The organism is Actinocorallia sp. B10E7 (assembly GCF_039871655.1).
Taxonomy (GTDB): Bacteria; Actinomycetota; Actinomycetes; order Streptosporangiales; family Streptosporangiaceae; genus Actinocorallia.
On the sequence record NZ_JBDPLZ010000001.1, the window covers coordinates 188,790 to 214,307 of the forward strand.

A 25,518-nucleotide genomic window follows, 5' to 3' on the forward strand; every position below is an offset into this window, starting at 1 on the left:
GCGCTGAACGGACGACGGAAGAGGGGCACGGCCATCGGCCGTGCCCCTCTTCCAGATATGGACGTATCCCTGTCAACCGTGACACAGTGCGAGCCGTCATGTAAGCGGATCCCTACCCCGACTGCTGGAGGCCTGCGTTGGCCGGTTGGACAGGTCAGCACGACGCCTTGCACGACGCCGTACACGAGGACCAGGAGCTCGTCCGTGCGCTGCGGGCGCGGCACACCGACGCGCTCACCCGGGTCTACGACAGGTACGGCCCTCAGCTCTTCGACTACTGCCACGCCCTGCTGAGAGACGAGCCCTACGCCTCGCGCGTCCTGCACGACACTCTGCTCGCCGCCCAGGCCCACGCCGAGCGGCTGCGCGACGTCCGCCACCTGCGCGGCTGGCTGTACGCGCTGGCGAGGCGGGAGTGCCAGCGGATCCTGAGCGGCCCCGACCGTCCCGCCCAGCGGCGGCCGGCGCCCGAGGCCCCGGATCAGTTCCAGTCCATGGAGGAGCGCCGCCGGTACCACGAGGCGCGGATCCTCGCGCACGACGCGCTGCGCGCGCTCACCGGAAGGCAGCGCGAGGCGGTCGACCTGACGATCCGGCACGGGCTGTCGGACACCGAGCTCGCCGGAGTGCTGGGGCTCTCCCTGGAGGAGGCCGCGGCGCTGGCCGAGGGGTCCCGCGACGAGCTCGCCGACGCCGTCGAGGCCCGGGTGGGGCACCGCCGGATCCAGCTCGGACGGCTGCTGGCCGTCCTTCCGACCGCGATGACCCCGCCGAACCTGGAGCAGCGGGTGCTGGCCAGCGCGCTGGACCCGGGCATGGACCAGGACAGGGCTCAGATCGCCCGGCGGGCCCTGCCGTTCGACGCGAACGGGTGGCCCTGTGAGAACGGCGTCCTCCAGGGGCACCGGGCCCCGGCCGCCGGGCCGCGAAGCCGGGGAGGCGAAGAAGACGGGCCGAAGGCGGCCTCCGCGGTGTGGCCGCTGGCGGGCGCGGCGGCAGTCGCGCTGCTCATGGGCGGACTCTTCCTCCTGCGGCCGGAGGAAGCGGGGAATCCACAGGCCGCCGACACCAGCCAGGTCGCGCCCGAGTACACCGCGGAGCCGCTGGAGGACCCGGAGGAGGAGCCCGCGGACGAGCCCTCTCCCACCTCCACCACGACCAGGTCTCCTTCCGCGAAGCCGTCGCGGAGCACGTCTCCCTCGGCGACCCCCAGCGCCTCGACGGCGAGCCCCGAGCAGAGCGACAAACCCACCGCTAAACCTTCAAAGGCGTCCAAGCCGGGCAAGTTGCTCTTCTCCTCGCCCACCTGCGCCATCGCCTATCCGGCCCGGGCCTGCGCGATCACCATCACGGCCGCGGGCGGCCCGGTGAAGTGGTCGGCCGCGGGATACGCCGAGGTGAGCGGCGGTGGTTCGGGCACCCTCGCGGAAGGCGAGAGCCGGACCGTGGCCTTCCGGGTCACCCGGGACGATCCATGCATAGAGGGCGAGGTCGACATCGACTTCACCCCGGCGGGCAGCGTCCAGGTCACCTGGGACTGCCCGCCGCTGGAGGAGGTCCCCCCCTTCCCTCCGGAAGAGGAGGAACAACCCGTCTAACCCAGGACGGCGTGTGCCCGGTCGATGAGGATGGGCACCGCGTCCCCGATCTTGTCGAAGCCCTCGCCGACGGTGGCGTTCTGCAGGAAGCGGGCGTGGATGCCCTCCAGGATGATCGCCAGCTTGAAGCAGCCGAACGCGACGTAGTAGTCCAGGCCGCTGACGTCGAAGCCGGTGAGGTTCGCGTACGCCTCGACGAACTGCGCGCGGGTCCCGAAACCGGGCGCGGCGGTGACCGTCGCGCCGACGGGCAACTCGGCCTCGCCCGGCTCCAGCCAGTAGACGAGGGTCAGGCCGAGGTCGGCCAGCGGGTCACCGAGCGTGGACATCTCCCAGTCGACGACGGCGGCGATCTCCGGCTTCGGCTCCAGCCGGACGAGCGCGTTGTCGAGCCGGAAGTCGCCGTGCACCAGGGACGCGGGCGAGTGCGTCGGCAGCCCCTCGGCGAGCCGGGTCACCAGCTTGTCGTAGGCGGGCAGCTCCCGGGTCTGCGAACGTTCCCACTGCTGGCCCCAGCGCTTGAGCTGGCGGGCCATGTAGCCCTCCGGACGGCCGAAGTCGCCCAGTCCCGCGGCCTCCACGTCCAGGGTGTGGATGGCGGCGAGGGCCTCGGCCAGCCGCTGGGAGAGCTCGCCCGCCTGCTCGGGGGTGACGTCCGCGGCGTCCTCGACCGTGCGCAGGATGCGTCCGTCCACCCACTCCATGAGGTAGAAGTCGGCGTCGAGCACGCTCTTGTCGGTGCACAGTGCCAGCGGCCGGGGCACCGGAACCCCGCCGGCCCCGGCCAGCGCGCTGAGCACCCGGTACTCGCGGGCCATGTCGTGCGCGGTGGGCAGCACGTGGCCCAGCGGCTGGCGGCGCAGGGCCACCGACCGTCCTGACAGGTCAAGCCGGTAGGTGAGATTGGACCTACCCCCGGCGATCAGGGTGGCGCCGGTCAGCTCTCCGGCGTCGGGAAGGGCCTGCTCCAGCCAGCGCGACAGCTGAGGGAAATCCAGGCCGGGTACGGGTTCGAGGCTCATGGCAGACAATTAGAACGCGACTCGGTTACCCCGCGCCACCCGCCCCCTCCACAAGCGGCCCTTTCTCTCCGTGTAAGGGACTTTCAACTCGGGTAGTGCCTGACTGGACTAACCCCTAGTAAGTGGGTTAGGACGGTAGGACTTGGCCAATCCAGGGCGGAAAACCCCCGCCCGATTGGGGGTTCGCGATCGTGGCCGAAGCCTGGCTTCCCGGGGCAGGACGCCTGCCGACCAGAGACGACGGAGGGAGACTCAAGGGCGGCGCGCCGCGTGCCGTCTGGAGCACCAGTGAGAACGATCCGCAGACGGTCTCCGCCCGGTCGGTGGCCCAGACGCTGGAGTCCGGCGGCACCCCCGCCCACCTGGTCTGGAACCCCCTGCGCGGAGAGGTGGTACAGCAGGTGCCGGCGACCCGGGCGGCCCGCCTGATCGGACCGGAGGTGGGCGCAGAGGGGCGCGCCTGCCTGCAGATCATGGTGGTGGGCTTCGCGCGCCAGCCGTTCACCCTGGGTCCGCTGCGCGACCTCGGTCCGGTGCTGGACTGGCTGGATTCCTGGGGGGTCGTGCGGCGCTGGCCCGCCGGGCCGCCGCCGGCGGTCCCGGCGTCCTACCAGGCGCTGGGAGAGCGCCGGTTCTGGTCACGCGGGGGGCACTTCGGGCACTCCCAGGTCCCCGGGTGCCACGCGCCCGGACCCGGCGCCATCGACATCGGCAAGCTCACCGGCCCGGAGCCCGCGGAACCGCCGCGGCCCCGGCTGAGCGGTGAGCAGGTGGGGCTGGTCAACTCCCGCCCTCTGGAGCGCCCGCTCGAGGCCGCCGGAGGCATTTGACCGCTTTGTTATTCTTTTACCCTAGGGTCTGCGCCATGAGCGGCCAGACTCCTCCCGGCTGGTACCCGGACCCGTACGGCACCCCCGGTCTCCAGCGCTGGTTCGACGGGAACCAATGGACCCAGTCGACCCAGCCCACCGGACAGCCGACTCCCGCTCCCTGGTCGCCGCCCGCGCAGGGCCCCGGCACTCCCCAGCCCTGGCAGGCCCCCGGACAGGGGACCCCGCAGCCCTGGACGCCGCCCGGCTCCCCCGGAGCCGTCCCCCCGCCCCGCAAGGGCAACCAGACCATGCTCGTGGGCCTGATCGGCGGCGGCGCCGTCGTCGTCGTCCTCGCCGTCGTGGCGGTCCTGCTGGCCGTCGGAGCGTTCGAGTCCGACGAGCCCTCCCCCCGCGCGTCCCAGAGCACCGGCCCCTCCCAGCCCGGCGCCGGCCGCTCCCCCGTCGTCGGGACGATCACCGACACGGCCTCCGGGCTGTCCTGGTCCCAGCTCGGCGGGGACTGGACGTCCTCCACCATCCCCTCCGGCAACGCGTACGCCAAGCTCGGCCTGACCAAGGGCCAGGTCGCCTCGGTGCAGAAGGAGTACGACGGGCCCGGCAGCGAGTACGTCGCCTCCATCTACTCCGCAGAGCTACCGGCCAGCGTCTTCTACACCAACGGAGACCTGGAGGCCGCCGCCAAGAGCTGGTTCGGCCTCGTCCGCCCCGGCTTCTACCCCCAGAACAACGTCGAGGACGTCTCCTCCCGCGCCTACAGCGTCAGCGGCAAGAAAGCCTGGTACTACGAGGTCCGCGTGAGCTTCCCGCAGGCCGAGTCCAAGGGCTGGAACTTCCGCTCCGAACGGGTCGTGATCATCCTCGTCGACCGCCCCGGAGAGCAGCCCGCCGGGCTCTTCCTCTCCTTCCCCGACAGCCACCGCAACCAGGGCGACGTCGACCTGGTCATCGGCTCCCTGAAGGCCGGCTAAAGCGGGCTGTCCCCCGGGGCCCTTAAGGTTGGGGGCATGAACGACAGACTCGTCTGGATCGACTGCGAGATGACCGGCCTCGATCTTGCGCGCGACGCCCTGATCGAGATCGCGGTCCTGGTGACCGATCCTGAGCTCAACATCCTCGACGAGGGTGTGGACGTGGTGATCAAGCCGCCCGAGGAGTCGCTCGCCCAGATGAACAAGGTGGTGCACGACATGCACACCACCTCAGGCCTGCTCGAGGAGCTCCCCGGCGGAGTCACCCTGGCCGAGGCCGAGGCCACGGTCCTGGACTACGTCAAGAGCCATGTCCCGGACCCCAAGAAGGCCCCGCTGTGCGGCAACTCCATCGCCACGGACCGCTCCTTCCTCGCCCGCGACATGCAGGCGCTGGACGCCCACCTGCACTACCGCATGATCGACGTGAGCTCGATCAAGGAGCTCTCCCGGCGCTGGTATCCGCGCGTCTACTTCGCCAGCCCCGTCAAGACCGGCGGCCACCGCGCCCTCGCCGACATCACCGAGTCCATCCGCGAGCTTCGCTACTACCGCGCCGCCGTCTTCGTCCCCCAGCCCGGCCCCGACTCGGAGACCGCCCGCGCCCTCTCCGCCAAGGTCGTCGCGGAGTCCGCCGATAACGAGTAACGACCACCCTCCCGGACGCGCTACACTTGTTTCGCTGCCTCACCGAGAGGCGAAGCAGCGAACATGGTGGGTGTAGCTCAGTTGGCAGAGCACCAGGTTGTGATCCTGGGTGTCGCCGGTTCAAGCCCGGTCACTCACCCCAAGCTCAGAGGCCCTTCCGCTCCGGCGGAAGGGCCTCTGACGTTTCAGCATGTCCGATTCTGGGGGCGAGCTGGGAGTGATCTTGCTTCAGAGCGCCTTCAGAAGCCGGTCCAGAGCGGGCACCAGGGAGCCCGAAGAGATCGCGGCCCGTTCCTTCAGCGACTGCTCCCAACGGCTCTGAAGCTCGTCGATCAGGTTGGCGCGCATGATCGGGCTCACGTGGCTGTAGGTCCCGCGCATGCCGGGCACCTCGTGGCCCATCCGCTCGGACTGAAGGACGTAGGGAACGACGCCCTCGTCCATCCAGGTCTGGTGACCGTGCCGTAGCCCGTGCGGGGTGAGCTGAGGCAGGAGCGGCAACCAGACTCCGATCGACGGAGCCTCGGCCGGTCTCTTGCCGGAACCCGGGCAGCGCTCGCCCTGGTACTTGTGGCCGATCAGCTCACCGTTGATCTTCAGGAGCTGCATGCACCGGCACTCGACGCAGCGGCCTTTGCCCGGCGGGTCGACCAGGGAGACGACGCCCCGGCCGGACGGCGGCTCGTACGGCTCCCCCGGTGCGGCCGGCGGCCACGGCGGGACAGGGCGGCCGGGCCAGCCGTCGGCGAAGTCGACCAGAACGGGCTTGGCGGGCTTCGGCCTCCTCTCTCCGCTGTTCTTCGCGTACCAGCCGTCCAGCGGGGGCCGGAAGAAACGAGAGCTGTAATTCGAGCGGCGATGGTGCGCGTTCGACGGGGAGAGGAAGATGCCGGCCGGGACGCCACGCGACCCGGCCGGCCACTCGTTGCGCGGGCTCCCTCGCCTCGGCGTGAGGACTTCCGCTCCGCCTGCACATCTCGGCCGCCCGGTGACGTTAGTACGACGAGGCTCGCACCTCGGCGGGAAGGAATCCATGGACTTCGAGGGCTTCGTCAACACCGAATACACCGCCCTTGCTCAATTCACCGGAGCTCTCACGGGAGACGTTCACACCGCTGAGGACGTTCTGGCGGACGCTCTCCCGAAGGCGTCCGACCGGTGGAGCAGGATCTCGGCGATGGACAAACCGTCGGCCTACGTGCGGCGCATGATCGTCACGACCTACCTTTCGGATCGGCGGAAGACGGCGCGCCGGCGAACCGACCCGTCCGGTGACGACCGCCTTCTCGATCGTGCCGTCCCAGATGGCAGTGACCAGGTGATCGACCGGGACGAAGTCCAGCGTCTCCTCTCCCGGCTCTCACCGAAACAACGGGCCGTCATCGTGCTGAGATACCTGGCGGACTGGGACGACAAACAGATCTCCGAAGCGCTTGATTGTTCACCGGCCACGGTCCGTTCGCAGGCATCTCAAGCGCGGGCGGCCCTCCGTCTGTCCGACGAGGCACCGATAGAGAGGTACTGACCCGATGGATCAGCAGCAGCTTCGCGAGGCCCTGACATCACAGGCTCCCGATCAGGCCTCCGTCATGGCGAAGGTCCGATCGAAAAGACGGCGGCGCACCCGCATGCGCATCGCCTCGGCATGCGCCTCAGCGATCCTCGTGACCGGATCGGCCATCCTCATATGGCCGCACCTGTCCCAGGGCGAAGCAGACGATTCCCCGAACGCCCTTCCACAGGGCTCCCTGGGCGCCCTTCCGTCGAAGGCCGATTCTCCGTCTCCGGTGGCCCCCGCCGACGTGCCCGTCTCCGGATGCGATAACAGGCCGCTGAAAGACGATTTCGCCGAGGCACGGCGTGCGGGAGCGACCATCGTCATCGCCCGGGCGACCTTGACCGGCCGTTCCTCCGATGGTCCGGAGATCTTCGCTGAGGCCAGCCTGGACTCCGTCCAGGTGCTCGCGGGCCCGCCGGTGGCGAACGGCTTCTCCGCCTGGATCTCCGGAGCACGCGGACGGAGCGGCCCGTTCCCAGGAACCGACAGCGGCGCCCTCTGGGCGCCCGACGGCAGAATGCTGGCGATCATCTGGCGTGGATCCCCGCCCGATCAAACCACCAGGATCGACGCGACCATGCGCGTGGCCCCGATCGTGGGCGAGGAGTTGATCCTCAGCACTGCGGGGTGCTGGTCCGCCAGAGACCTCCCCTCCACGCCCTTCACCGGCCGCCTCTCCGAGATCCCCGGCAGCGACTCCTACACCCGCGCGGCCGAGCGCGGCTTCCACGCCGTCCCTCTGCCCATGGCGATCTCCCTCGCACGAGCGTAAATCTCATCACTCCCTGACATGCCTCATCGCCCCCACAATGAGGCGGAAGCGTTCGCGTGGTCATCATGCAAAGGCCGGAAACGCGAGAAAGCCCGTCCCGCGCGGAGGAGAGCCGAACGAGCGTTCTCGTTCTCCTCGACCGCGCGGCGGGCGTGGTCGAGGTCCTCGGCGTTCCAGATCTCCGCCAGATGCTTCTTCGCGCCCGGGTGCGCCGACTTCGGGAGCGCCCTCCAGCATGTTCGCGATCTTGTTAACCGGCAGCGCTGTTCCTCGGCCTGCAAAACACCTCTCGCAGCGCGCCCCCGGAACCCCAGCGCACCGTCCTCGACCGCGAGCACGGGGGCGTATCCCGCAGCGTTTGCAGTCGCGCAGCAGGTCGGCCCACGACTCGGTCGACTCGCGGTAGCCGTCGACCAGCGCGACGAGCTCTTTGCGGCCGACGGCAAATGGCTTTGCTTCGTCACCGCGAACCCCACCGAACGCCGCACCTAATTCGCCGAAGCCCATGACGAGTTCCTCGAACTCAAGGCGAAGTTCAACCAGCGGCTGCAGGCCGACCCCCGGCCCCAGAAATGACACCCTGCCTCATCCGAGGGATGATCCGAAACCTGTACCACTAGTTGATCTTTATGGAAAGCTGTCCGCCATGATGGGATTCAGTTTCGGCCGTTTCGCGATGGCGGCGGCCACCTTGGGCGTTCTGACGGTCCCGGTGAGCACGGCGACCGCTGCGGAAAGGGACCCGCTGAAGCCCGTCTGGCTCAACACGCTCAAGGCCGACAACGGCTTCGACATCATCCTGGCCCCGGGCGGGAAGAACGTCTGGGCGTTCGGCACGGCCCACCCTGACTACAAGAACAGGCCCCTCATCTACCGGAAGAGCGGCTCCACGTGGAAGCGAGCCGAGTTGCCTCGCGGCCTGAACGGCTGGATGAAGGCGGCCGACGCCTCGTCCGCGAACAACGTCTGGACCGTGGGGTCCGACTCGTTCGACGATCGAGGCGCGACCTACCTGCTGCATTGGGACGGCAGGCGCTGGAGCCTCGTCAGACACTGGGACGCCCGTATCGTCTCCGCTGTCGCCGCCACCGGCAAGCACGGAGTCTGGGTGTTCGACTCGCAGCGGCCCCGCGCTCTGCGTTTCGACGGACGGCGCTGGCGCAAGGCCAAGACCCCGATCTCCATCTGGGGCGCGAAGGCCCATGGAAAGACGATCTGGGCGTGGGGCTTCGACAAGAACGACAGGGCCAGGGTCGTGCGTTTCGACGGTCGGCGCTGGAAGACCGTGGACCCGGGCGCGCTCCTGCCCGAGCAGACCAGGAAATCCATCACCCTCTTCGACGCACCGGTCATCGATGGCAAGGACGTCTGGATGGTCGGCTACCACATCTCGGACTGGAAGGATGAGAATTCGAAGGAGAACTCCTTCCTGCTGCGCTATAAGAACGGCAAATGGCGGAAGGAGAAGACCGACCCCGCCGTGCCGATCGGTTTCGAGCCCGTCCCCGACGGCAGAGGCGGACTCTGGTTCCTGGCCTCCGAGGACACGTCGGACCCGGACGGGGTCTCGGAGGAGGACCTCTTCCTCACCCACCGCACCGCCTCCGGCCGCTGGACCGAACGCTTCCTGGGCCACGTCGTCCGCGGAACCCCCGGAGTCGCTGACATGGTCCGTCTGCCCGGTACCCAGCGCCTCCTCGGCGCCGGCCACATCGAGCCGCCGACCGGGAACTACGACGCCGCGATCTTCGAGCTGCCCTGAAGGCCGGGAGGCTCGAAAGGCCGGTTGAGTGTTCAGGAGTGTCAGTGAGGTTCTTCTGGTCGTCTGTGGCCTCGTCCGTGGACCTCGCGGCGTATCCCGTGCGGTCGGTCTCGGCGGCCGGGTGCCGGTCGCTGGTCTCTCCGGATGCTTGAAGGAGGGAGTTCCGGTTTCCCGTCCGAGCCCACCGCACCGGGAGTAGGTTGTCTTTTGGTCACACCCGGTGACCTAGGGCAGGTGAGAAGGGGTGCGGTATGTCGGCGATCCACCGCTGCCGCTCGGCTTCGCGGACGGCCCGGCATGGCTGAGCGAGTGGGGCCGCTGCGGCCGGTCACCCCGCCGTTCGTCGTCGCACAGCCCCAAGGCGTGTCGGTCCGCACCCGTCTCAAGGGCCTCACCCCCTGGGACGAGGAGGTGCTGCGCCGGGTGGGTGCGCATCTGGGGTCGTTGGCGGGCCGTGATCTGGCGATCCGCTGCGCTGATGGTCTCCGGCACACCGCGCAGCGGTGGACGGAGCGCAAACGGAACCTGACCGGCCAGTCCTCCTCGCGGTGGGCGGGGGCGATCACCAAGGCCACCCACGACCAGTGGGCGCTGTCCCTGCGCTCCCAGGCCGCGCACCTGACCGGCCTGGACGCCGCCATCGACACCATCGGCCGTCGTCTGGCCCTGCCTGTGGGCGAGAAGGGCAGCAAACGCGCCCCAGGTGGCTACCGCTCCAGGAGCGAGTGGTTTCACAAGTCCCGCCGCCTGGCCCTGCTGAAACAGCGCCGCGAGAAGGTCGCGGCCGACTTCGCCGCCGGGCGGGTGCACGTGGTGCGCGGCGGCCGCGCCCTGGCCCGCACCCGCCACCACCTGCGGGAAGCCGACCTCACCGCCGAGCAGTGGCGGAAGCGGTGGCAGGCGGCCCGCTGGTTCCTGGCCGCCGACGGCGAGAGCGGCAAACGGTACGGCAACGAGACCATCCGCATCACCCCCGACGGACAGGCCAGCCTCAAACTCCCCGCACCCCTGACCGACCTCGCCAACGCACCCCACGGCCGGTACATCCTGGCCGCGAAAATCTCCTTCGCGCATCGGGGCGGGGAGTGGGCGGACCGGGTGGAGGCGGATCGGGCGGTCGCCTACCGCTTGCACCTCGACACTGATCGGGGGCGCTGGTACGTGGACGCTTCCTGGCAGCGCCCGGCGGTACGCCTCCTCCCCTTGGAGGCGGCACGCGCGGGCGGGGTGGTGGCGGTGGACACCAACGCCGACCACCTGGCCGCCTGGCGCCTGGACGTCCACGGCAACCCCGTCGGCGCACCGGTCCGCTTCGACTACGACCTGTCGGGCACCTCCCAGCACCGGGACGCCCAGCTGCGGCACGCCCTGACCCGGCTGCTGCACCACACCCGCCGCACCGGCGCGAAAGCGATCGCGATCGAGGACCTGGACTTCGCCGAGGCCACCACCCGGGAGAAGCACGGCCGCAACCGCCGCTTCCGCCGACTCATCTCCGGCATCCCCACCAGCCGCCTCAAAGCACGGCTGGTCTCGATGGCCGCCGAATGCGGCATCGCCGTGGTGGCGGTGGATGCGGCCTACACCAGCGTGTGGGGAGCGAAGTACTGGCAGAAGCCCACCGGCACTCCTACGCGCAAGACGACCCGGCACGAGGCCGCGAGCCTCGTGATCGGGCGACGCGCCCTGGGCCACGGCGCCCGGCGTCGGACGGCACCACCCCCACACCACCGGAGTGATGGTGCGGGGCATCGGACCGCCCAGGCCGAACGCCGCGTCCCGGGGCGCGAGGGAACCCGCCCCACCCGCAAGGCTGCACGGACGCGATCCGCGCAGCCGCCGGGTGCGTGAAAGCGAGGGGACTAGCCTGTCCAGCACCGTTCGGGGCAGGCCACTGATCACAGGGACACCCCTGGACGGTGTTGAGGAACGGTCACCAGGCCGGATTCGTAGGCGAGGACCACGAGCTGGGCGCGGTCGCGGGCCTGGAGCTTGATCATGGCCCGGTTGATGTGGGTCTTCGCGGTCACCGGGCTGATCACCATGCGGTCGGCGATCTGGTCGTTGGACAGGCCCTGCGCGGCCAGGGCGACGGCCTCGCGTTCACGGTTGGTCAGCTCCTTCAGCCCCGTGCCGGCTCCCGGGTTGAGCGGCTGCGCGACGTACCGGCTGATCAGCATCCTGGTGATCGACGGTGCGAGCAGGGCGTCACCGCGCGCGGCGACGCGTACGGAGTGCAGGAAGTCTTCCGGCACGATGTCCTTGACCAGGAATCCGGCGGCGCCGGCGCGCAATGCGTTGAAGACGTACTCGTCGAAGCCGTAGTTGGTCAGGATGACGACGTGCACCCCGGCCAGAGCCGGGTCCGCGGCGATGCGCCGGGTCGTCTCTATGCCGTCCATGACCGGCATCTGGACGTCGATGAGCGCGACGTCGGGCAGATACTCCCTGATGAGTGTCAGGCCCTCCTCGCCGTCGGCGGCCTCGCCCACCACCTCGATGTCGTCCTCGGCGTCGAGCAGCGCCCGGAATCCCCCGCGAAGGAGCGGCTGGTCGTCGACCAGCAGGACGCGGATCACGATGGCCGGCCCACGGGCAGCTCGGCCTGGACGCTGAAGCCGCCCTCGCTGCGCGGTTCGGCGCGCAGGCGGCCGCCGAGGGCGGTGATCCGCTCGCGCATTCCGAGCAGCCCGATGCCGGGCACCGGGGCGGTGCCCGGCACGGCCTTGCCGTCGTCGTCGACCCGTATGGCGAGGGTGCCCGGACGGTAGTCGATCCGGATCGAGGCCGTGGTGGCGGCGGCGTGGCGGGCGATGTTGGTGAGCGACTCCTGGACGATCCGGTACGCGGTCTGGTCCACCGCGGTCGGCACGTCGTGTCGCTGCCCTTCGACCGTCAGCGTCGTGTCCAGTCCTGTCCCGCGGGCGCGTTCCACCAGTTCCGGAACGTGGTCGAGCCCGTTCGACGGGATCCTGGCGTCGTCACGCAGCGTCTCCAGGGTCGCTCGCAACTCGCGGGTCGCCTCACGGCCGGCCTCCTGGATCGCCAGCAGGGCCTCCGGCACCTGTTCGCCGCGCTTGCGGGCCAGGTGGACGGCGACTTCGGCCTGCACCTTGATGATCGAGATCTGGTGGGTGAGCGAGTCGTGCAGCTCCCGCGCGATGTGCAGCCGCTCCTCGGTCGCGCGCAGCCGGGCGGTCTCCTCCCGGGTGCGCTCGGCCTCGTCCGCCCGCCGCTCGGCCTGCCGCAGCGCCTCGCCCGCGGCAGCGGCGGCGATCAGCCAGGCCAGCTCGAGTATGCCCCGGGCCTGCGCGAACGCGTCGCCCACGGACGCGCCCCCCGGGGAGGCCATGACCGCGAACGGGAGGGAGAGCAGCAGGGCCACGCTCACGGCCAGCGTGATGATCCGATGTCCCGACCGCATGGCGGCGTACACCGCGAACAGGTACGCGACGGCGGGCACCTCGAGACCGATCGCCTGGTAACCCAGCGCGCACAACCCGGTGACGGCCAGGACGAGAACCGGGGCCCGGCGGCCGGCTGCCAGTACCAGTCCGCTCGTCACCACCAGCGCGTAGCCGAGCACGTCGAGATCGGTGGCGGGGTGGTCCCCGGTCAGCGCGGTGACCAGCAGCACCGCCGCCACGCAGACCGCGATCGCCCAGTCCTTGCTCCTGGCCCGGATACCGGGCAGTCCCGTGCTCATAAGCGCACCCTAACCAGACCTCGCCGCGCGCGCCTCCTGCCTGTGGACGAGCGTCCGTCTACCGCGCACGCAGTACTTTCGCGGCGTCTGCGGCTTCCTCGGCAACGGGATGCGCCATGAGCCGCAGCGCGAAGTGCCTGCATCCGGCGGACGACCGGCGACGGGTCCGGCGGACATGATCGGGCGACATCCAGCCGCAGAAGAAAGGCCATCTCATGTTCGTCCGATTCATGCTCGCCGTCGCCGGAGCCGCACTGATCGGAGTGTGCGGGCTCACCGCACCCGCGGCCACGCACGGCAAGGAGATCTCCGAGGTCGACAGGACCGCGTGGAGCGCGCGGCCTGCCGAGGCGGGTGCGAAGCCCGGGCTGGAGCCCGGCTCCCCGCCTTCGTCGGAGCCGCTGCAGGAGGACACCGGTCGGCTGGCCGCCCCCGCCGATCTCGGCACCGGGCGGTCCTGGAGCCTCGTGGCCGGGGCGATGGGGCTGATCAGCGCGGTCGTCGGCGGGAGGGCGGCCCGTTCCGCCGGTCGCACCGGTTCCGGCGGCGGACGGCGCGTGGCCATCGCGGCCGGGGCCGCGGGACTGGTCGGCACGGTCATCGGCGGACTGCACCTGGCTTACTCCGCCGGTGGCTTCGGCACCGGCAACGGGCGGGCCGGGGCCATCGTGGCCGTGGCGGTGGGGCTGATCGGCCTGGCCTTCAACGGGCTGGCCCTGGCCCGCTCCCGCCGCACCAGCTGACCGGCCGACCGCAGCGAAGACGAACGGAGAAGACGATGGCGATCGAGAATCCCCGCACGGACGGGCCCTTGGCGGGACTGGCCCGGTTCTGTCACCGGCGCCGCCGCCTGGTCCTCCTGGCCTGGATCGTCGGCGTGATCATCGTGGCGTTCGCCGGCTTCGGCTACGGCGCCGCCCCCGACAACGACTTCACCGGCGGAGACTCCGACTCCGCCAAGGCGCAGGCTCTGATCGAGAAGCACTTCCCCGAGCGGCAAGGGGACACGCTGACCCTTGCGATCAGGGCGGAGAAGGGCATCGACGACCCTGCCGCCCGGCAGAAGATCGAGAAGGTCGTCGCCGATCTGGCCGCCTCACCCGTCACCGGACCGGTGGCCTCGCCGTACCAGGACGAGGCCCTGGTGACCGAGGATCGCCGTATCGCCCGTACGACCATCCCGTTGAACGACGAGGAGGTGGAGAAGGCCGAGGTCAAGCCCCTGGTGGACACGGTCAAGGGCGCCTCCGGCGACGGCGTCACGCTTGGGTTGGGCGGGTACATGGCGGAAAAGGCCGAGACTCCCCCGCAGGGGCCGGCCGAGAGCGTGGGCATCCTGGCAGCGGCGGTGATCCTGTTCATCGCCTTCGGGTCGCTGGTGGCGATGGGCCTGCCGATCGTGACCGCCCTCCTGGGAATCGTGGCCGGCCTCGCGCTGATGAAGCTGATGGGGCACCTGGTCCCCGCTCCGGACTTCACCCTGGCCTTCGGTGCGATGATCGGGCTCGGCGTCGGCATCGACTACGCGCTGTTCATCGTGACCCGCTACAAGGACGGCCTTCGGGACGGCGACGAACCCGAGAACGCCACGGCCAAGGCCATCGACACCGCCGGTCGCGCGGTGCTGTTCGCCGGCACGACCGTGGTGATCGCGCTGCTGGGCCTGGTCGTCATGGGGCAGCGGCTGATGACCGGGGTGGCCGTCGCCACGTCGATCACGGTGCTGGTCACGATGATCGCCGCGGTGACACTGCTGCCCGCGTTCCTGGGCTTCACCGGACACAGGATCGACTCGCTGCGTCTGCCTCGCCGCGCATCCCGCCGGAACCAGGAGGCCGGTGCGCCGTCCCGGGAGCACCGTACGCTCGCCGAGCGCTGGGCCGACGTGGTGCAGCGCAGACCGCTGGTCGCCGCGACGCTGGCCGGCGCGGTCCTGCTGGTGCTGGCCGCCCCCACGCTGTCGATGCGGCTGAGCCAGCCCGACGCCAGCGTCCAGCCCCGAGACAGGAGCAGCTACGTCTCGTACGAGATCCTCTCCGAGGGCTTCGGACCAGGCTACGGAGCACCGCTGGTCTTCGCCGCCGAGGTCGACTCCAAGGACTCCGATCTGCGTCCCGTCGTCGAAGCGGTCGGCAGGACCGAGGGCATCGCCTACGCCACGCCACCTCTGGTCAGTGAGAACGGGCGGGCCGTCGCCTTCACGGCCTTCCCCACGACCGGGTACCAGGACGAAGCCACCGCGGAGCTGGTGCACGAGCTCCGCGACGACGTGCTGCCCCGGACGCCCGGCGGCGGACAGGTCCTCGTCGGCGGACCGAACGCCGGCACCATCGACGCCGCCGAGGAGTCCGGCTCGCGCCTGCCTCTGATGATCCTGGTCGTCATCGCGATGTCCATGGTGCTGCTGATCGCGTTGGTCCGGTCGGTCACGATCGCCCTGCAGGCCGCCGCGATGAACCTGCTGTCGATCGGCGCCGCCTACGGTGTGGTGGTGGCGGTCGTGCAGTGGGGATGGTTCGGCCCGGCCCTGGGATTCCCCGCCGCCATGCCGGTCACGACCTGGGTCCCGATGATGATGTTCCCGGTCCTGTTCGGCCTGTCGATGGACTACCAGGTATTCCTGATCTCACGGGTCCGTGAGGAGTACGAGCGGACCGGCGACACCCGGGCGGCCGTCTCCCGGGGGCTGGCGCGGACCGCCAAGGTCATCACGGCCGCGGCCGCCATCATGATCGCCGTCTTCACCACCTCCCTGCTCGGCCCCGACATCGCGGTCAAGCAGGGAGGCCTGGGCATGGCCGTCGCCGTGCTCATCGACGCCACCATCGTCCGGATGGTCCTCGTCCCCGCGGTGATGGAGCTGTGCGGCAAGGCCAACTGGTGGATGCCCGGACGCCGGCCGCCGAAGGCGACCCCGGCCGCACGTGCCGTGGTCGGGGAGGAGGCCGGAGTCTGATCCTGCTCGGGCGCGGCTCGGGAGGACGGGCCGGGTGCGCCGTCAGACGGCTCCCAGCACCTGTTCCCGGACGCGCTCGACCATGGGGGCCGGGGCCTCGGCGGGCGAGCCGGTGGCGAACGGGGGCTGGGGGGCGTACTCGATGAAGAGCTGGATGGACTCGGCCGTCTCGCGGTCGGCGAGTTCGGCGGCCAGGGACAGGGCCATGTCGATGCCGGAGGCGACACCGGCCGCGGTGACGATCTTTCCGGTGAAGACCACCCGCTGAGCGGTGGGGATCGCGCCGAACATCGGCAGGACGTCGGTGACCGCCCAGTGCGAGGTGGCGGGCAGCCCGTCGAGGATCCCGGCCGCGCCGAGCAGCAGCGAGCCCGAGCAGACCGACGCCGTCCAGCGCGTCTCGGGATGGACGCGGGCCAGCCAGCCGGTGTAGGCGGGGTCCTGCCCGGCCGCCACGCATCCGGGGCCGCCGGGGACGACCACCACGTCGCAGCCGGTGATGTCGGCCAGGGCGGCCTCGGCGAGCACCGTGAGGGTGCCGGTGTCCGCGGCGACCGGGCCGGGCTCGGCGGCGGCGAACACCACCTCGGCTCCGGGCAGCCGCGACAGCACCTCGTACGGGCCGATCGCGTCGAGCGCCGTGAAACCGGGGTAGAGGGGGAAGACGATACGCATGGACGGCTCCTTCAACGTGCGCTGAACCGGTGCCGGTAGGCGCCGGGGGTGACCGAGATCCGCCGCCGGAAGCTCCGGTGCATGGTCTCGGGGGTGCCGAACCCGCAGGTCCGGGCGATCACGTCCACCGGCAGGGCGGTGGACTCCAACAGCCGGCGTGCCGTCTCGACCCGGACCGACTCGACATAGGCGCCGGGGGTCAGACCGGTCTCGCGGGTGAACACCCTGGCGAAGTGCCGGGGGCTCATCGCGGCCCGTTCGGCGAGGGCGGGCACGCTCAGGTCGGCGTCCAGATGCTCGGGGATCCAGCTCTGCAGCTCGACCAGCGCGGGGTGCTCGGGTCTGGACGCGCTGAGCTGGGTGCTGAACTGCGCCTGGCCGCCGGGCCGTTGGACGAACACCACCAGTTCGCGGGCGACCCGCAGCGCGGTGTCCGGCCCGAGGTCGCGCTCCACCATGGCCAGTGCCATGTCGATCCCGGACGTCACGCCCGCGCTGGTCCAGACTTCGCCGTCCACGACGAAGATCCGGTCGTCGTGGACGGTCACCTCGGGAAAGAACTCGCCGAGCGCCCCGCAGACCCGCCAGTGCGTCGTGGCGTCCCGCCCTTGGAGCAGCCCCGCGGCGGCCAGGACGAACGTCCCGCTGCACACCGAGGACACCCGCCGGGACCGGGTGGCGGCCTCCCGCACCCAGTCCAGCGTCGCCGTGTCGCCCACGGCCCCGACGACGCCTTCGCCGCCCACCACGACCAGCGTGTCGATCGGCCCCTCGCAGTCCTCCGCCGCGAGGTCCGGCACGAAGGCGAGACCGCTGTGGGAGCGCACCGGCCCTCCCCCCATGCAGACGGTCTCGACCTCATAGCCGCCGGCCAGGCTGAAGACCTCCAGCGGCCCCGTCAGGTCGAGGCTCTGGAATCCGGGATAGGTCAGGAACACCACTCTCACGCCCCCAGCCTTCCCCGCCGTCCGCATGGCGGCAATGACACGAACGTGACGATTCCTGCCATCGCGTCGCCCGGTCCCGGCCGCCGAGGCGGCCGGAGGGCGGCGAGTGGGTCACCGGGACCAGCCGGCCAGGTTCTCCGGCTCGCCCAGGCCCGCGTCGGGGAATCGCATGCGGAGGGCGCCGGGGGCGTCCTCGGGGACGGCCGGACGCCGGGGCGGGACGGGGGCCAGGCGGGCGTAGGACCCGCCCTGGGCCGGACGGGTGTCGGTCTCGCCCTTGTTCGGCCACAGGGCCATGGCGCGTTCGGCCTGGGCGAGGATGGTGAGGGCGGGGCTGGGGCCGGGGTCGGCGGTGAGCGACGAGCCGTCCACGATGTGCAGGTCCGGGTAGCCGAAGACCCGCTGGTAGGGGTCGATGACGCCGGTCCTGCGGGAGGAGCCGATGACGCAGCCGCCGAAGAGGTGGCCGGTGGGCGGGAGTCCCAGCAGGTCCAGCAGCGAGCCGGACGGGGGGCCGCCCAGGCGGCGGGACAGCAGGCGCGCCACCCGGTGCGCCATGGGGACCCAACTCGGCCCGTACCCCTGGGCTCCGACCTGGGCGCGCAGGGTGTACCCGAAGGTGCCGCGCCGGGTGCCGAGGGTGAACGGGCCCTGCCTGGGCTGCCGGACCAGGGTGGTCAGGCCCCGTTCCGTCCAGCGCCGGACGTCCCGCAGCCTCAGTGTCCGCAGGGGGTGCCGCAGGGTGTAGGCGAGGAGTTTGAGCGAGCGCGGCAGCCCGTCCCCGTCCAGGAGCGGGACGCGCAGCAGCCCGGTGAGGTTGGAGCCCTTTCCGAACCGGAGCACCTCGACGGTCGTCCGGGGGTCGGGCCGCAGGGACGAGGTGACCGCCACTCCTTCGTACAGGGGACGCCCGACGGCCCGCGGCCGGGCGGCCCCGGCGTAGACCTCGGCGTAGGAGCGGGTGAGCGCGCCGAGCCGGTCGGACAGCTTGGGCAGGACGCGGGCCGCCTTCATCCTGTGCAGCAGCCGCTGGGTGCCGTACGTGCCGGCGGCGAACACGACCTGATCGGCGGTGAACTTCCGCGTGGTCCCGGGCAGCCGCCGTCCCGGCTTGACGGTGTGGACCGCGTACCCCCCGCCGTACAGGGGTTTCACCCGGATCGCCTCGCTGTCGGGGTGGATGACGGCGCCCGCCCGTTCGGCCAGGTGGAGGTAGTTCGTGGTGAGCTTGTTCTTGGCCCCGTGCCGGCAGCCGATCATGCACTCGCCGCATTCGATGCAGCCGCGCCGCCGGGGCCCGGCTCCGCCGAAGTAGGGGTCGGCCGTCTCGGCTCCGGCCGGCTCGTTGAAGAAGACGGCGACGGGCGCGCGCCGGTAGGTGGAGGCGGCGCCGAGGTCTTCCGCGATGTCGTGGAGCAGGATGTCGGCGTCGGTCGTCGAGGGGTTCTCGGTGAGGCCGAGCATCCGGGCCGCCTGGTCGTAGTGGGGGGCCAGTTCGCTCTTCCAGTCGGCGATGTGCGCCCAGTGCGGGTCGGTGTAGAAGTCCTCGGGCGGCGGGCGCAGGAGGTTGGCGCAGACGAGGGAGCCTCCGCCGACTCCCGCCCCGCCCAGGACCAGGGCGCGGCCTCCCCGTCCTCGTCGGCCGTGCAGCAGGTGGAAGCGCTGGATCCCGCGGAAGCCGAGGACGGGCAGCCACAGGTAGTCGCGCACCTGCCAGGTCGTCCGGGGTAGTTCGTGGTCCTTGCGCCGGGGCCCGGACTCCACGACTCCGACCCGGTAGCCCTTCTCGCTCAGCCGCAGGGCGGTGACGGCGCCGCCGAACCCCGAGCCGATCACCAGCACGTCGTAGTCCATGGCTCGGGACGTACCCGGCCCCTTCCCTCAGCGAATCTGGACATTCTTCGCTTTACCGGATTCTTTGCATAAGCCAGAAGGCCGGTGCCGCGGCCGATCCGGCCTCGGCCGGGCGAGTCGGCGCGGCATGAGCATGGAGGAACTTTGACTATCTTTGGGGTTTATGCCGGACTCTTCGTTCCTGACCGTTCTGGGCCGTGCCCCCTGGGCCCCGGGCCTGGCCGCCGCCGCCGACCAGCACGCCGCCGCGGTACGGGACATCATCAGCGCCAGCGGGCTCCCGGTCACCAGGGCCACCCTCCAGGACTACCTCGACGGATTCCTGGAGGCCCTGGAGGAGACCGGCTGGCGCCTGGGCTCCCGCCTGGACTGGCACGCCCAGCGCGTGCTCGCCGTCCAGCGGCTGATCGACGGCCGCTGACGGGCCGCCCCGCCCGCCCGGAGCGGACGGACGGGACGACCCGGTGACGTCACCTGTTCTGGGTTCGCTGCCGAGCCTCCCACTCGGTCTCGGCCGTCGCGCCCTCGCCCCGCATCGCGTCCTCGCGTCCCCGCGCGCGGGCGGTGCCGATGCCGCTCCTGGCCGTCTCGCTCTCGAAGCCGCTCAGCCAGCGCTCCCAGCGCTGCTGCATCGGCCGGACCAGCCCGCCGCCGACGCCGATCGCGATCACCGCGCCGACCGTGGCCAGCACCGCGACCAGCACCGGGGTGGTGACGGTGGTGGCGATGCCCACCTGGTTCAGCGCCGCGATCACACCGAGGGCGACCACGAAGATCTCCACGATGTTGCCCAGCAGCCGCCCGTAGGACAGCTCGCCGATCGCCCCGTCCACCAGGTTCTTCAGCGCGTGCCCGATCGCGGCGGCGATCACGACCAGCACGATCGCCACGATCGCCCTGGGGATCCACGCCACGATGGCGTTCAGCAGGTTGCTGATCGGGTTGGGGCCGAACACGTTGAACGCCAGTTGCAACGTGATCAGCAGGACCGCGTAATAGACCAGGGCCGCGACCAGGCCGCTGGCGCTGTACTCGCTGCGGTCCATCGCCCGGCCCAGCCAGCCGCGCTCCGTGAGCCGGTTGAAGTGCACTTTGTCCAGTAGTTTGTCGACCACCTTCCGCAGCACCTTCGCAATGATCCATCCGACGATCAGCACCAGGATGAATACCGCGATCTGTGGCAGGGTCCGGATGACGGTGTCGAACACGTCCCGCAACGTATCGCCGACGTTCATGGCCTACTCCCCCGAAAGGTGACTATCTGTGATGTCCCTACCCAGGAGATAGATACAGAAAGTACGCCTTTATCAAAGCTCCGGCATAGACCGGACACACGGGAATAGGGATGTCACCTCTCGGCGCACGGACCGGTGAGTTCGTACGCATGGGCGGTCGGCCCCTCGTAGAAGTCCTCCACGACCCGGATCCCGGTGTACTGCCGCTCGTCGGGCACGCTGAAGACCGTCTTCCGGAAGGGCCTGCTCATGTTCCCCGCCTCCTCCGGGAGGATCCCCTCGTAGTCGACCTGGTCGAGACCCTCCGCGGCCTTCAGCAGGCCGGCGCGGGTGAGGCTCCCCGTCTTCGCCGCCTTCTCCAGAGCCGCCTTGAGCCCGTACGAATACGTCCAACCGCTGACATAGGCGTCGGACGGGGTGACGTCGCCGAGCGCGGCGCGCATGGCGGCGTGGCCGGGAGAGTCGGTGGCGTAGGGCCGCCAGGGCCCGGCCAGCCAGAAGCGGCCCTGGAAGCCGGGGACCTCGACCATCTTGTGGATCCACGTCGGGTTGTGGCCGACGAACCTTCCCTTGTACCCCTGCTGGACCGCCGTCTTCACGATCGCGGTGGTGTCACCGGGGGTGGCGGCGATGACGACCAGGCCCGGCTTGCGCTTCAGGATCTGCGAGACGGGTTTGGCGCCCGTCCCCTGGTCCATGATGACGGGAATGTGCTCCAGGCCGCGCCGCTGGGAGGCGATCCTCACCCCGCCCGCGGAGTCCGCGCCGAACTCGCCCGGGTAGCCGATCGACATCACGCTCTTGATCTTGTGAGGCTTGTGATCCCGAGAGGAGGCGTCCAAGGCGTGGTCGACGGCGTTCATCGCCTCGACGCAGTAGCTGCCCCCGGCCTCCAGCACGTTCGGGACGAAGTTCCACTGCGACGTCCAGCTCAGCGGAGTCGTGATGATCTGCTCCTCCAGCATCGAGGGCAGCACCCGGTTGGTGTGCGGGGAGCCGATCATCTGGGCGTAGGCGAAGACCTTGTCCTTGGTCTCCTTGTAGAGCCTCTCGTGCGTCGCCTCGTCGTACCGGGTGTTCCGCAGGTACCTGGAGACGTCGATCTCGTAGCCGCCGATCCCGCCCTGCCGGTTGACCCGGGTCCAGAAGGCGTCCTGCGCCCGGGTCGCCTCGACGGAGATCGCGCTGAACGGGCCCGACAGGTCGGTGAGCGTGCCGAGATAGATGCAGCCGTTCCCCTTGTCCACGGCGTTCGGGCAGGGAGCCGCGGTGATCCCGGGCACTCTCTGCGCCTTCACGCGGCCGCCGTCCCCCGAGCAGCCGGAAAGGGTCAGCAACAGCGTCACCGCCACGGCCAGACGTGCTCTCACGCCTTCATCCCCGCGCCGTCGAGGACGTGGCCGACCAGCGTGATCAGCGTCTCCTTGGCCGACTCCCTGGACCGGGCGTCGCAGAGCACGATCGGAACCCGGGGGTCGAGGTCCAGCGCCGCCCTGATGTCCTGCTCGGCGTACTGGCGGGCCCCGTCGAAGCAGTTCACCGCGACGATGAACGGCAGGCCGCGGCCTTCGAAGTAGTCGATGGAGGCGAAGGACTCGGCCAGCCTCCGGGTGTCGGCGAGCACCACCGCGCCCAGCGCGCCGTACGCCAGCTCGTCCCACATGAACCAGAACCTGTCCTGCCCCGGCGTGCCGAACAGATAGATGCTCAAGCCGTCCCGCATGGTGATGCGGCCGAAGTCCATGGCGACCGTGGTGGTGGTCTTGCCGCTCACCTGAGCGGTGTCGTCCACCCCCTCGCTCTTCTCGGTCAGTGTCGCCTCGGTGCGCAGCGGCCGGATCTCGCTGACCGAACCGACCATGGTCGTCTTGCCGACACCGAAACCACCGGCGATCATGATCTTGATCGCGACGGGGTCGGGGCTAGAGGGCTGAGAGTCCATCGATCACTTCCTTGAGCAGTCGCGCGTCCATGAGGCGCGACACCGAGGCGGGTTTCCGCCGGCGGACCAGCCCGTGCCGGAGCAGGTCTCCGAGCAGGACGCGGACCACGTCCAGGGGCAGGTCCAGGTCGGCGGCCACTTCGGCCACCGAGAGCGGATCGGCGGTGATCCGCCGGATCCGCAGGTGTTCGGGACCGAGGTCCATCTTCCGGGTCGGCTCCTCGCCCGTCGTCTCGATGAGATCGATCAGGTCGAGGCGCCCGCCCAGTTCGTCACGGGTACGGCCGCCGGTCAACGCGTACGGGCGCACGATCGGGCCGGCGTCCTCGTCGGCCCAGGCGGGCTCGTCCATCAGTTCTTGCCCGGCACCCTGGCCTCGGCGGACAGATGCTGCCCGACTCTGCTGACCAGCAGGGCCATCTCATAGGCGATCACGCCCACGTCCGCGCCCTCCTCGGCCAGCAGGGCCAGGCACGCGCCGTGGCCGGCCGCGGTGACGAAGAGGAAGCCCCGCTCCATCTCCACGATGGTCTGCCGGACCGCACCCGCCTGGAAGTGCTCAGCGGTCCCCCGCGCCAGGCTCTGGAACCCGGAGGCCACCGCCGACAGATGCTCGGCCTGCTCCCTCTCCAGGCCTCTGGAGGAGGCGATCCGCAGCCCGTCCCCGGAGAGCACCACGATGTGCCGGGCCTCCACCACCCGCTCGAGCATCGCGTCGAGCAGCCAGCTGAGTTCCCCCTTGACCTGGGTGGTGAGGTCACTGGTCATGGTCATCCCGTCCTTCTTCTCGCGCCTGTGACGCGACCTCCTCCCGGCCGCGCTGCCAACCCTGCTGCATCGCGGACATGAGGCTGCGCGCCTGTTCCGGTGGGCGGACGGATCCGTCGGACTCCGCCGCCGGGGAGGTTCCGCCCTGTTCACGTAGTTGGGGGGCCAGGTTGCGCTGGCGGACCCGTCGCGGCAGCTCGCCCTCCTGGACGACCGGGACCGCGACCGGCTGCTCCGGCCTCACCACGGGCCTGGGCGCCGGCGCGGACGGCGGTCCGGGGTCCTCCGGCTCCTCGGCCTCGACGAGCAGACCGGGCGGCAGCAGCACGATCGCCGTGGTCCCGCCGTAGGGGGACGGGCGGAGCCGCACGCTGATGTCGTGCCGCTTGGCCAGTCGCGCCACCACGAACAGCCCGAGCCGGGCGCTGTCGAACAGGTCGAAGTCCGGTGCCTGGGAGAGGGTCTGGTTCAGCGCCTCCCGCGTGGGGTCGTCCAGGCCCAGCCCCCGGTCCTCCACCTCCAGGGCGAGGCCGTGCGCGACGGCCTGCGCGGTGATCCGCACCTGCATCTCCGGCGGGGAGTACATGGTGGCGTTCTCGATCAGCTCGGCCAGCAGGTGCACCACGTCGGCGGTGGCGGTTCCGGCCACGGCGAGGTCGTCCGGCATCGGCGGGACCTTGACCCGCTGGTACTCCTCGATCTCGGCGACCGCGGCGCGCACCACGTCCACGACCGGGACGGGGCGGCGCCAGGTGCGTCCGGCGGGCCGTCCGGCGAGGATGACCAGGCCCTCCGCGTGGCGGCGCATCCGGGTGACCAGGTGGTCGATCTCGAACAGGTCGTTGAGCTCCTCGGGGCTCCCGGCCTTGCGTTCCATGGCGTCCAACAGGCGCAGCAGCCGCTGCAGCAGCACCTGGTTGCGCCGGGCCAGGTTGACGAAGACCTCGCCGAGCCCGCGCCGCGCGGCTACCTCGCTGACGGTCGCCGCGATCACGGCGCGCCGGGACTTGGCGAAGGCGTCGTGCACCTGGGCGACCTCGGTGATGGTGAAGTCGCCGGGCGGCATGCCCTCGTCCGGGTCGATCTCGGCGCCCTCGTGCACCAGCTCGGAGATGGTCGGCAGCCGCTCGTCGGTGAACCCGTTCAGGGCGTTGACCATCCGACGGTTCTCGCGGACCATCCGGCCGCCCGTCCGGACGCCGAACGTGATCGAGACGACCACCGCGATCAGGCCGAGGCCTCCGGCGAGCGCCAGCCTCAGCAGGATGCCCTCGGCGTACTCGACGGCCCGCACGGACAGGGCTTCGCGGATGTCGGAGTGGAAGCGCACCAGGTCGTTCAGCCAGCGCTCGCTGGCGGTGTGCCATTCTCCGGCGTCGATCGTGGGCTCGGCCCTGGTGCCGCGGTCGGCCACCAGCCGGTCCTCCAGCTCCTGGAACCCCAGGTAGTGGTCGGAGCTCTGGAGCCGCTCGAAGTACGCGCGGTCCTCGGCGTTCATCATCTTGGCGATCTCGGCGTACCGGGAGCGGTGGGCGCCCACCGTCTTGATGAACTCCGCGTGCTCCTCCCGGGTCGGCGCTCCGGCGGTGAGCGCGCCGGTCAGCAGGGAGTCCTCGTAGGCGATGAGCTCGTGGGCGTGGGCGAGGGCGACCTGGGCACGAACGTCACGGTTGATGGCGACGTCGCCGGTGTCGGTGGTGTCGAAGATCATGTTCCCGGCGACGACCAGCTCGGTGTAGCGCTCGAGGACGGTCGCCCGGTCGGCCCTGGTGCCGTCGATCTCGGTGCGGAGGGTGTCCAGCCGCTCGAGGTCCTGCATGAGGCCGCTGGTCCTGAGGTCCATCAGGTCGGTGGAGATGTCGTCGAACCCGGGGTCCCGGTACGCGGCGACGAACAGCGCGCGGGCCTCGTCGGTGCGGGCGCGCTGGGCCTGGAGGCCGACCCGCCCGACGGTGGGGCTGTCCGCGAGCAGCGCCAGGGACATCCGGCGCTCATGCTGCAGGGAGGCGGTGAGCCGCTCGACCGGCTCCACGACGAGTGTCAGGAAGGAGCCCGCCCGGGCCAGCCGGAAGCTGTCCTTCAACGTCACCGACGCGGCGAACCCCCAGAGTGCGACGAGCGTGACCAGGGGTACCGTCAACAGCGAGACGATCAAACGCCGAATGGACCTCGTCGGACGCCGCTTCTCACCGCCCATCGCACCAATCCCCCAATGTGACTCATTTCACAAAGATAGTGATCATAGCGTGCGTTTTCGCTGAACATAAGGAGGCT

General features: G+C 70.6%; 24 protein-coding genes, 1 tRNA gene and 1 pseudogene. 12 read left to right on the forward strand and 14 right to left on the reverse strand.

Going from position 1 to position 25,518, the window contains the following annotated elements:
• Positions 1–137: 137 nt before the first annotated feature.
• Positions 138–1,598, forward strand: coding sequence for a sigma-70 family RNA polymerase sigma factor (locus tag ABGB12_RS00865; RefSeq protein WP_347673658.1), 1,461 nt, complete (start codon positions 138–140; stop codon positions 1,596–1,598).
• Here ABGB12_RS00865 and ABGB12_RS00870 read toward each other — a convergent pair.
• The gene (locus ABGB12_RS00870) at positions 1,595–2,620 is read right to left on the reverse strand and encodes a phosphotransferase family protein (RefSeq protein ID WP_347673659.1); all 1,026 of its coding nucleotides are present in this window, start codon (positions 2,618–2,620) and stop codon (positions 1,595–1,597) included. The two genes, ABGB12_RS00865 and ABGB12_RS00870, sit on opposite strands and share 4 nt — an antisense overlap.
• 191 nt (positions 2,621–2,811) lie before the next feature.
• Here ABGB12_RS00870 and ABGB12_RS00875 point away from each other — a divergent pair, with 191 nt between their 5' ends.
• From ABGB12_RS00875 to ABGB12_RS00890, 4 genes are all read left to right on the forward strand, one after another.
• Positions 2,812–3,450: a hypothetical protein gene (locus tag ABGB12_RS00875; protein ID WP_347673661.1), complete on the forward strand. Its 639-nt coding sequence runs from the start codon at positions 2,812–2,814 to the stop codon at positions 3,448–3,450.
• Between the two features lie 35 nt (positions 3,451–3,485).
• A complete protein-coding gene (locus ABGB12_RS00880; protein WP_347673663.1) occupies positions 3,486–4,421 on the forward strand; it encodes a DUF2510 domain-containing protein in 936 nt (311 codons plus the stop codon).
• Between the two features lie 36 nt (positions 4,422–4,457).
• A complete protein-coding gene (gene orn, locus ABGB12_RS00885; RefSeq protein WP_347673664.1) occupies positions 4,458–5,069 on the forward strand; it encodes an oligoribonuclease in 612 nt (203 codons plus the stop codon).
• A 66-nt stretch (positions 5,070–5,135) separates the two neighbouring features.
• Positions 5,136–5,211, forward strand: a tRNA-His gene (locus ABGB12_RS00890).
• Between the two features lie 86 nt (positions 5,212–5,297).
• Here ABGB12_RS00890 and ABGB12_RS00895 read toward each other — a convergent pair.
• Positions 5,298–5,678: a hypothetical protein gene (locus ABGB12_RS00895; protein ID WP_347673666.1), complete on the reverse strand. Its 381-nt coding sequence runs from the start codon at positions 5,676–5,678 to the stop codon at positions 5,298–5,300.
• Positions 5,679–6,102: 424 nt separating this feature from the next.
• On the opposite strand from ABGB12_RS00895, the gene ABGB12_RS00900 reads away from it, so the two are divergent.
• Both ABGB12_RS00900 and ABGB12_RS00905 read left to right on the forward strand, forming a co-directional pair.
• Positions 6,103–6,594: a SigE family RNA polymerase sigma factor gene (locus tag ABGB12_RS00900; RefSeq protein WP_347673667.1), complete on the forward strand. Its 492-nt coding sequence runs from the start codon at positions 6,103–6,105 to the stop codon at positions 6,592–6,594.
• Positions 6,595–6,856: 262 nt separating this feature from the next.
• On the forward strand, positions 6,857–7,399 hold the full coding sequence (locus ABGB12_RS00905; protein WP_347673668.1) for a hypothetical protein: 543 nt from the start codon (positions 6,857–6,859) through the stop codon (positions 7,397–7,399).
• A gap of 134 nt (positions 7,400–7,533) precedes the next feature.
• Here ABGB12_RS00905 and ABGB12_RS00910 read toward each other — a convergent pair.
• A pseudogene (locus tag ABGB12_RS00910) lies at positions 7,534–7,837 on the reverse strand (transposase); the annotation flags it as partial.
• Positions 7,838–8,045: 208 nt separating this feature from the next.
• Here ABGB12_RS00910 and ABGB12_RS00915 point away from each other — a divergent pair.
• Complete coding sequence (locus ABGB12_RS00915; protein WP_347673669.1) at positions 8,046–9,161, forward strand: hypothetical protein; 1,116 nt, start codon at positions 8,046–8,048, stop codon at positions 9,159–9,161.
• Between the two features lie 297 nt (positions 9,162–9,458).
• Positions 9,459–11,012: an IS200/IS605 family accessory protein TnpB-related protein gene (locus ABGB12_RS00920; protein ID WP_347673671.1), complete on the forward strand. Its 1,554-nt coding sequence runs from the start codon at positions 9,459–9,461 to the stop codon at positions 11,010–11,012.
• 47 nt (positions 11,013–11,059) lie between these two features.
• Here the strand turns inward: ABGB12_RS00920 and ABGB12_RS00925 are convergent, their stop codons facing one another.
• Both ABGB12_RS00925 and ABGB12_RS00930 read right to left on the reverse strand, forming a co-directional pair.
• Positions 11,060–11,740, reverse strand: coding sequence for a response regulator transcription factor (locus ABGB12_RS00925; protein WP_347673672.1), 681 nt, complete (start codon positions 11,738–11,740; stop codon positions 11,060–11,062).
• Entirely contained in the window at positions 11,737–12,867 is a 1,131-nt protein-coding gene (locus ABGB12_RS00930; protein WP_347673674.1) for a sensor histidine kinase, read from the reverse strand. Before ABGB12_RS00930 ends, ABGB12_RS00925 begins: the two co-directional genes overlap by 4 nt.
• 215 nt (positions 12,868–13,082) lie before the next feature.
• Between ABGB12_RS00930 and ABGB12_RS00935 the strand changes: the two genes are divergently transcribed.
• On the forward strand, positions 13,083–13,610 hold the full coding sequence (locus ABGB12_RS00935) for a DUF6223 family protein (RefSeq protein ID WP_347673676.1): 528 nt from the start codon (positions 13,083–13,085) through the stop codon (positions 13,608–13,610).
• A 35-nt stretch (positions 13,611–13,645) separates the two neighbouring features.
• Positions 13,646–15,823, forward strand: a complete 2,178-nt coding sequence (locus ABGB12_RS00940; RefSeq protein ID WP_347673678.1) for an MMPL family transporter — start codon at positions 13,646–13,648, stop codon at positions 15,821–15,823.
• A 42-nt stretch (positions 15,824–15,865) separates the two neighbouring features.
• On the opposite strand, the gene ABGB12_RS00945 is transcribed toward ABGB12_RS00940, so the two are convergent.
• The 3 genes from ABGB12_RS00945 to ABGB12_RS00955 form a co-directional block, all read right to left on the reverse strand.
• A complete protein-coding gene (locus ABGB12_RS00945; RefSeq protein WP_347673680.1) occupies positions 15,866–16,498 on the reverse strand; it encodes a DJ-1/PfpI family protein in 633 nt (210 codons plus the stop codon).
• A gap of 11 nt (positions 16,499–16,509) precedes the next feature.
• Positions 16,510–17,445, reverse strand: coding sequence for a GlxA family transcriptional regulator (locus ABGB12_RS00950; protein WP_347673682.1), 936 nt, complete (start codon positions 17,443–17,445; stop codon positions 16,510–16,512).
• A gap of 111 nt (positions 17,446–17,556) precedes the next feature.
• Positions 17,557–19,299: a GMC family oxidoreductase gene (locus tag ABGB12_RS00955; RefSeq protein WP_347673683.1), complete on the reverse strand. Its 1,743-nt coding sequence runs from the start codon at positions 19,297–19,299 to the stop codon at positions 17,557–17,559.
• A 163-nt stretch (positions 19,300–19,462) separates the two neighbouring features.
• Here ABGB12_RS00955 and ABGB12_RS00960 point away from each other — a divergent pair, with 163 nt between their 5' ends.
• On the forward strand, positions 19,463–19,720 hold the full coding sequence (locus tag ABGB12_RS00960; RefSeq protein ID WP_347673685.1) for a DUF6401 family natural product biosynthesis protein: 258 nt from the start codon (positions 19,463–19,465) through the stop codon (positions 19,718–19,720).
• Positions 19,721–19,769: 49 nt separating this feature from the next.
• Here ABGB12_RS00960 and ABGB12_RS00965 read toward each other — a convergent pair whose 3' ends face one another.
• From ABGB12_RS00965 to ABGB12_RS00990, 6 genes are all read right to left on the reverse strand, one after another.
• Positions 19,770–20,534 (reverse strand): hypothetical protein, encoded by a 765-nt coding sequence (locus tag ABGB12_RS00965; RefSeq protein WP_347673687.1) that lies wholly within the window; start codon positions 20,532–20,534, stop codon positions 19,770–19,772.
• Between the two features lie 113 nt (positions 20,535–20,647).
• Positions 20,648–21,904, reverse strand: a complete 1,257-nt coding sequence (locus tag ABGB12_RS00970; protein WP_347673689.1) for an ABC transporter substrate-binding protein — start codon at positions 21,902–21,904, stop codon at positions 20,648–20,650.
• The gene (locus ABGB12_RS00975; RefSeq protein WP_347673691.1) at positions 21,901–22,476 is read right to left on the reverse strand and encodes an ATP/GTP-binding protein; all 576 of its coding nucleotides are present in this window, start codon (positions 22,474–22,476) and stop codon (positions 21,901–21,903) included. The genes ABGB12_RS00970 and ABGB12_RS00975 overlap by 4 nt, the downstream gene beginning before the upstream one ends.
• Positions 22,457–22,828 (reverse strand): DUF742 domain-containing protein, encoded by a 372-nt coding sequence (locus ABGB12_RS00980; RefSeq protein ID WP_347673693.1) that lies wholly within the window; start codon positions 22,826–22,828, stop codon positions 22,457–22,459. The genes ABGB12_RS00975 and ABGB12_RS00980 overlap by 20 nt, the downstream gene beginning before the upstream one ends.
• Positions 22,828–23,244 carry a roadblock/LC7 domain-containing protein gene (locus ABGB12_RS00985; protein ID WP_347675001.1) on the reverse strand — a complete coding sequence of 139 codons (417 nt, stop codon included), beginning with the start codon at positions 23,242–23,244 and terminating at the stop codon, positions 22,828–22,830. The genes ABGB12_RS00980 and ABGB12_RS00985 overlap by 1 nt, the downstream gene beginning before the upstream one ends.
• Complete coding sequence (locus tag ABGB12_RS00990; protein WP_347673694.1) at positions 23,234–25,384, reverse strand: nitrate- and nitrite sensing domain-containing protein; 2,151 nt, start codon at positions 25,382–25,384, stop codon at positions 23,234–23,236. Before ABGB12_RS00990 ends, ABGB12_RS00985 begins: the two co-directional genes overlap by 11 nt.
• Positions 25,385–25,518 lie beyond the last annotated feature (134 nt).